General features: G+C 31.9%; 3 protein-coding genes. All 3 read right to left on the minus strand.

Annotated features, from left to right (window positions below; genetic code table 11):
* Positions 1–427: 427 nt before the first annotated feature.
* The 3 genes from RWL85_RS08465 to nagA all read right to left on the minus strand — a co-directional run bounded on the left by RWL85_RS08465 (position 428) and on the right by nagA (position 3,468).
* Complete coding sequence (locus tag RWL85_RS08465; protein WP_314087114.1) at positions 428–1,462, minus strand: cyclically-permuted mutarotase family protein; 1,035 nt, start codon at positions 1,460–1,462, stop codon at positions 428–430.
* A 119-nt stretch (positions 1,463–1,581) separates the two neighbouring features.
* Positions 1,582–2,301, minus strand: coding sequence for a glucosamine-6-phosphate deaminase (gene nagB / locus RWL85_RS08470; protein ID WP_314087116.1), 720 nt, complete (start codon positions 2,299–2,301; stop codon positions 1,582–1,584).
* 18 nt (positions 2,302–2,319) lie between these two features.
* On the minus strand, positions 2,320–3,468 hold the full coding sequence (gene nagA / locus RWL85_RS08475) for an N-acetylglucosamine-6-phosphate deacetylase (RefSeq protein ID WP_314087119.1): 1,149 nt from the start codon (positions 3,466–3,468) through the stop codon (positions 2,320–2,322).
* Positions 3,469–3,751 lie beyond the last annotated feature (283 nt).

The raw sequence follows: 3,751 nt of genomic DNA on the forward strand, positions 1-3,751 counted from the left end.
TAGCGTCGAATGTAGTTGGGCTTACGCCCTGTGAGACTAGAACGTTGCCAGGCAACAGTGAGAGCCTTCCTTTTGGAAGGTCCTTTTTTTATTTATAATAAATTGACTAAAAAAGAAAAACAGTGTATAAATGATATACACTGATTTTTATTTTTTTGTTGTATATGAAAAATATACACCTTTTTATATATTTATTAGTCTTATGTTCTATGCGATTTTAGTTTTTTTGGCACATATACATAGACTATCTACTCCATGAGGATAAATTTCATGGAGTATCTCCGCCATGAGAATAAAACTCATGGCTTTTTTATGGATTTTTAATTTCAATTTTTTTAAGCAATTAATAAAGTTTTTAAAATTGGTAATTTAAAAAAATAAATTATTAGACTACCCAACTTAAATTGTAGGGTAGTCTAAATTATTATTATTTTTTAGTTCTATGGATATATGGTTTTCTTTCTGCTGGTTTAATTTCACCCATAATTGAATAAATATTAGTTTCTGTAGTTAACAGAGCATGTCCACAAGGTGCTTCAAAAGGAATTTCTCCTAATTGGTACCAGCGGTTTTCTTTCAAGTTGTATACTAATTCTTTTTTATTCCATCTGTACTCACTTACAGGACGTCTGAAGTATGCGTCACGATATTTTGCGTGATCTTCACCTTGTAATGTTGTTAAGTTGAATACTGCATCTTTCCATACATCTTTATTGAAACCACCGATTACTAGAAGTTCATGGTCGTTTAATGGAACCCAATCAGCACCTAGTAGAGATACTTCTTCATTATCGATAACTACATCAGCAAGTTGAGTCCATTCTTTTGTTTCTAAGTCAACTTTATATCCATCACTGTATGTTTCAGCAGCTCCACCGCCGAACACATACAGTTCATTATTATATACATAACTTACTGCTTGATTACGCAACTTTCCAGGAAATTCTGAAAATACTTCAAATTTCTTAGTAGCTAAATCATATACGTAAAGTTCATTGTTATTAGATCCATTAATTGATCCGATACCGAAGTATAATTTATTTTCGTGAACTTTAGCAATAATATTTTCAACTGTAAATGGAAGTGTATCAACAACTTCTACTTTTAATTTATTTTCAACCACAGTGAATGCTAAAAGGTCCGATGAAGTTTCATTTTTTGATGCGATATAATATAGTGCCTCATTATATACAGCACTTGGTCCATATGCTAATGGATAATCAAATTGAATTTGATCAAGTAATCTAACACCGTCTGCTGTTTCTTCATAAAGATATACATCTTTGTGATTTACTTTTACGCCACCATCTACTGGAAGACCGCCAGGGAAGTTAGCACCACCACCGAAAATTAGTTTGTTTCCGATAACACCTTTAACTAATCCTGCTGTCCCTATATTTTTTTCGTAGCCTTTTTGCGGTGCTACAGTGGCTATATTAGCCCATTTTAATTCAGTACTCATTTTAGTACCTCCCTATTAATTATTTTAAAATCAAACGTTTACATCGATATCATTTTAATAGTGGAAGGGATAAACTTTAGATGAAATCTTTAGTTTTATCCACTTCCACATAATATTAATTATTGAAAGTCTGCATCTTTGTCTACTAATACAAATACGCTTGGGTGATTTTTAAGAATGGTACAAGGTATATTCTCAGTTATTTCATCACCTTCTACTAAACTTCTAATAGCATCTTGTTTAGCTTTTCCGAATGCTAATAGAATAATGTGTTTCGCACGCATAATATCTTTAATACCCATAGTCATTGCTTGTTTAGGAACAAGGTTTATATCACCATCGAAAAATCTAGAGTTAGCTTGAATAGTTTCTTCTTTTAAATCTACAACATGAACTCCAGCATCAAATGGTGTTCCCGGCTCATTAAATCCGATATGCCCATTTCCGCCTATACCAAGAATTTGCACATCAATTTGCGCTTTATTAAGTTCCTCTTGATAAGATTTAACCGCTAGTTCTAAATCTGAAGCTGATGCATCAGGAACATGTGTATTTGCTTTATCAATATCAACATGATCAAATAAATTTTTTTCCATGAATTTGTGGTAACTTTCTGGATGATCGTAGCTAATACCCACATATTCATCTAAGTTGTATGATTTAATATTTTTATAACTGAAATTTCCAGCTTTATAATCAGCTATCATTTCTACATATAAGTCGGTAGGTGTTGAACCAGTCGCAAGACCTAATGTCGAATTTTCATTGATTAAACTTTTTAAAATTTTATATGCTTCTTGAGAAGCTTCTTTTTTTGAATTAAAAACTAAATATTTCATATAATGACTCCTTATAAATTAATTTTCTTTTTTATATACTTCTTTACCACGAGCAAATGTAGTTAACACTTCGTATGAAGGACTAATAACCACAAAGTCAGCATCATAACCAACTTTAAGTTTTCCTTTTCTATCTCCGAAACCTAACATTTCAGCAGGGTTTTTAGTACAAGAGTTAATCGCTGCATCAACAGGAACTAAAGCATCTTCTATTAAGACACGTAGTCCATCTATAACTCTAAGTGTAGAACCTGCTAAACGACCATCATCACGATGAGCACTACCATCTTCATAAATTTCCATGTTTTCTCCACCGAAGATATAAGAACCACGACCGCAACCTTTAGCACAAAGAGAGTCAGTAATCATAATTCCGTGATCACGTCCTTTTGCAGTGAAGTAGATATTCAATGCGTCTGTAGTAGAGTGGATTCCATCACAAATGATTTCTCCATAAGAATCACGTGCACGAAGAGCAAACCCTACTTGACCACCATCACGGTGATGGAAACCAACCATACCGTTATAAACGTGAGTTTGAGATGTTGCACCGTTAGCGAACGCTAAATAACTTTCTTTATAGTTACAAGCAGAGTGACCTAAACTTACACGGATACCTTGACTTACTAAATATTTAGTAAGTTTATAATCAATATCTTTTTCACACGCGATAGTAATAAGTCTAATTAGATTTTTACTAGCTTCTTGGAATTTTTTAAATTGTTCTACACTAGGTGTTTGGATACAATTTTTAGGTTGAGCTCCACGTTTTTCTACATCAAGATAAGGGCCTTCAAAGTGAATACCTAAAATTTCAGCTCCTTCATAACCTTCTTCATATACTTTTGCTACGTTAGCTACAGCTTTTAGTAGAACTTCTTCAGTTTGAGTGATTGTTGTAGGTAAGAATGATGTTACCCCTTCGGAAACAACATTTTTAGTCCAATTACGAAGTCCTTCTTCATTAACATCATTAGTATCGTAACCATAAGCACCGTGAGTATGAACATCTATAAATCCAGGTAATACACGATTAGTCCCAAAATCATAGTCAACTGTATCGAATGCATCATAGTCATGAACAGCTGTAATTTTTTTATCCTCCACTTCTAAAATTAGAGGAAGAAATTGGCCACTTGACCAAACTTTTTTACTTTTTATTAACATAATAACACCCCTTTTTTATAAAAAATATTTGTTTTAAATTTAATGTGTTAAATCTTTCTTAATTTAATTTTAACACTTTTTAAATAGGTTTGTAAAGTAGAAAAGTAAAAGTTTTCAAAATTAATTTAAAGGTATTTTTATAAATTTATATAACAGTTAAAAATAGGGGTTTTTTACTGAGATAATTTAAGGTGTTATATTAGAAAATAAAGTAAAACACAGTAGTAAGGTACTGCACCCAAAAAGTTGGACAAAATATTCAGTTATTTTTGTTTAGTATTTT

This window comes from uncultured Gemella sp., from assembly GCF_963515875.1.
Taxonomy (GTDB): domain Bacteria; phylum Bacillota; class Bacilli; order Staphylococcales; family Gemellaceae; genus Gemella.